2 protein-coding genes are annotated in these 3,080 nt (G+C 58.0%); both read right to left on the minus strand.

Annotation, left to right across the window (positions count from 1 at the left end):
* Nucleotides 1–55: 55 nt before the first annotated feature.
* A complete protein-coding gene (locus tag IWX75_RS17440) occupies nt 56–499 on the minus strand; it encodes a hypothetical protein (protein ID WP_196823523.1) in 444 nt (147 codons plus the stop codon).
* A gap of 147 nt (nt 500–646) precedes the next feature.
* A complete protein-coding gene (locus IWX75_RS17445) occupies nt 647–2,980 on the minus strand; it encodes a type I restriction endonuclease subunit R (RefSeq protein ID WP_442859000.1) in 2,334 nt (777 codons plus the stop codon).
* Between the last annotated feature and the right edge of the window lie 100 nt (nt 2,981–3,080).

The following is a 3,080-nucleotide window of genomic DNA, read 5'->3' on the forward strand; positions in this document are numbered from 1 at the left end:
GGCAGCAAGGCCCGCAGCTCCGCCACGCCCACTCCCGCCGCGCCCATCCGCAACCCTACGAACGCCGGTCACCCATCAACATCGGTGGATCGAGGTTTAGCCATGCCCGTAGACGTTTGAGGACCGGTTGCGTTGCCTGGTCGACGAGGTCCTCCATGGCCATGATCAAGTCGGCGAAGTGTCCTATAAATGCGCCAGGCACAGGATGAATGAGGGTCACTCCGATGACGTCCTTGCCGTTGCCCGTGTCGTCGAGGATGGCTATCGGTAGCGGCATGACTAGATCGGATTGGGAGTGGGCGATCGTGGTGTTGCGGTACTTCCGGACTGTGTCATGCACGTCCTGCAGCTCATTGGGTATGCCAGGGAATTCGGGCATGTGATCAAGACGAGCCCGGACCTTGGAGAGGATGAAAGGGCGCGTGTACGCGGTGATGGCGTGCGAGATCAGAGGCTCCCACAGGGCTGACCCTTCAGCGGCATCCACTGCCAGTTTCAAGCAGTGCGATGCTTCCGACAAGTCGTTGGCGTGACTGGTGAGATCCACTAACAGACGGGCATCGGCCGAGTCCGGTAAAACGGCGAACCGAGGTGGGGGAGTGTCCATCAGTGCCGGTGTTTCTTGGTGTGCCGCTGGCCAGCGTGATCAGCCAAGTTTGAAGAACCTGTCGAAGAAGACACCTAGCTTCTCGAGGACGGCTTGTTTCTTGTCTGCGTGTCCACCGGCGGCCGCGAATCGTGACACCGGTGGCAGGATTTTGGTGACTGCCGTGCCGCTAGCCTGGATACCACCGTCACGGAAGGCCATGTCGACGAACGCTTGAGTGGCTTCTGGGTTGAGTTTTTCCTCCGTCACGATGTGTTCGAGTTCCTCGGCCCGTTTGGCGTCGATGAAGGACCGCCAGTCGTCGGTCACGTCGCTGTCGATGGAAATGGAGTCAACAAAGGACTCGATGAGGTCCTTCTTGTTGCGCAGGGACGGGCTGGAGTCAATGGCGCGGCTGATAGTGGCACGGATTTCGGTGTCGTCCCCGTCGCCCTTGGCGTCCCTGTACTGCTGGACGAGCATGAGGATGTAGTCGACGTTGATCTCGACCTGTTTGATGAGCTCGATCTCGAAGACGATGTCATCAGTGATTGACTCCTTGTCTGCTGTCCGTGTCTGTCGGAAGTCGGCGTACAGGTCGAGGTAGATGCTTTGGTAGTCCTGCACCTGCCGGGGTGTGAGGACCTCGTTGCCCTCGAACTCATCGAATGAGGTGAGTATGTTCCGTAGCCTCAGGATGACGCCGAACAGGGCGATGAAGGCTTTCTGGTCAGTTTCCCCTGTAATCGGGGTGCCGAGCGGATACTGCTGGAGCAGTTCATCGACCTTCTCCGCGTATTCCCCGTAGTAGTCCTCGTAGGGTTTGAGGAGCACGATGCCGCCGGCATCCTTGTTACCGAACAGGGCGATGGCGTCGTTGGTCTGTTCTTCCAGGTTCCGAAAGCTGATGATGTTGCCGTAGGTCTTCACCGAGTTCAGGATTCGGTTGGTCCGCGAGTACGCCTGGATGAGCCCGTGAGCGCGGAGATTCTTATCGACCCAGAGCGTGTTAAGGGTGGTGGCATCGAACCCGGTGAGGAACATGTTGACCACGATGACCAGGTCAATCTTGCGGTTCTTCAGCCGCAGCGAGAGGTCCTTGTAGTAGTTCTGAAACTTGTCGGAGGAGGTGTCGTAGCTCGTGCCGAAGAGGGAGTTATAGTCCTGGATTGCGCTTTCGAGGAAGCTTCGAGCGTCTGAGGAGAGGGCGCCGGTTTCGAACTCCTCCTCATCGAGAATCCCGTCTTCGACAGCTTCGTTTGCGGCGTAGCTGTAGATCAGCCCTACTTTAAGGCGCTGGGCTTCTGGCAGTGACCGTTGCTGGGCGAGGAACTCACTGTAGTAGGCGCGTGCAGCGGCGATGGATGCGGTAGCGAAGAGAGCGTTGAACCCGCGGACCCGTTTGCCGTCGACGCTGTAATGCTCGGCGCGTTTAGTTTTCTGATCGAAGTGTTCTCGCGTGTAGGCGACGACCTGGCGTACCCGCTCCTCTGCGAGCAAAGCATTCTCGGTGTCGATCGCCGAGACCTGCTTGTTCGTCAAACCTTCGGGGAGTCGGATGGTATTGATGTAGTCGATGCGGAATGGCAGGACGTTCTTGTCCGTGATCGCGTCCACGATCGTGTACGTGTGCAGTTTTTCGCCGAAGGCCTGCTCCGTGGTCCGCAGGGAGGGGTTGCCACCGCTACCAGCATTCGCGGCGAAGATCGGCGTCCCGGTAAACCCGAACAGGTTGTAGCGCTTAAATGCCTTCGTGATCGCGGTATGCATGTCACCGAACTGGGAGCGGTGACACTCATCAAAGATGATCACGATGTGGCCGCCGTAAATTGAATGACCCGCGTTGGCGCTGATGAAGGTTGAGAGCTTCTGAATTGTGGTGATGATGATGCGTGCGCCCGGATCCTCCAGCTGCTTCTTCAGTACCGCGGTGGACGTGTTGGAGTTAGCTGCCCCCTTCTCGAATCGGTCGTACTCGCGCATCGTCTGATAGTCGAGGTCCTTGCGGTCCACGACGAACAACACCTTGCTTACCGAAGAGAGCTTCGACACCAGTTGCGCCGCCTTGAACGACGTCAGCGTCTTACCCGACCCGGTGGTATGCCACACATACCCGCCGGCTGCGATGGAACCGAGCTGCCGATAGTTTGTGGAGATTTCGATTCGTTGCAGGATTCGCTCGGTGGCGACGATCTGGTACGGGCGCATAACCAGGAGCATCCGGTCATCGGTCAGTACGCAGTACTTGGTCAGAATATTGAGCAGCGAGTGTTTGGCGAAGAAGGTTTTGGCGAACGACGCCAGGTCCTGGATCGGTTTGTTCTTCCCGTCCGCCCACCATGACGTGAACTCAAAACTGTTCGAGGTTTTCCTCGTCCGCTTTGACCCTGCCACCTCACTTAGCCTCGATCCACCGATGGGGTGTGAGGTGCGGGCGGCGCGTTAAACGGAGAATGCCTGTCTAGTCAGGGAAAATAGAGCTTGTCGAAGGTCC

The organism is Arthrobacter sp. CAN_A6, assembly GCF_015751715.1.
Lineage (GTDB): Bacteria > Actinomycetota > Actinomycetes > Actinomycetales > Micrococcaceae > Arthrobacter_D.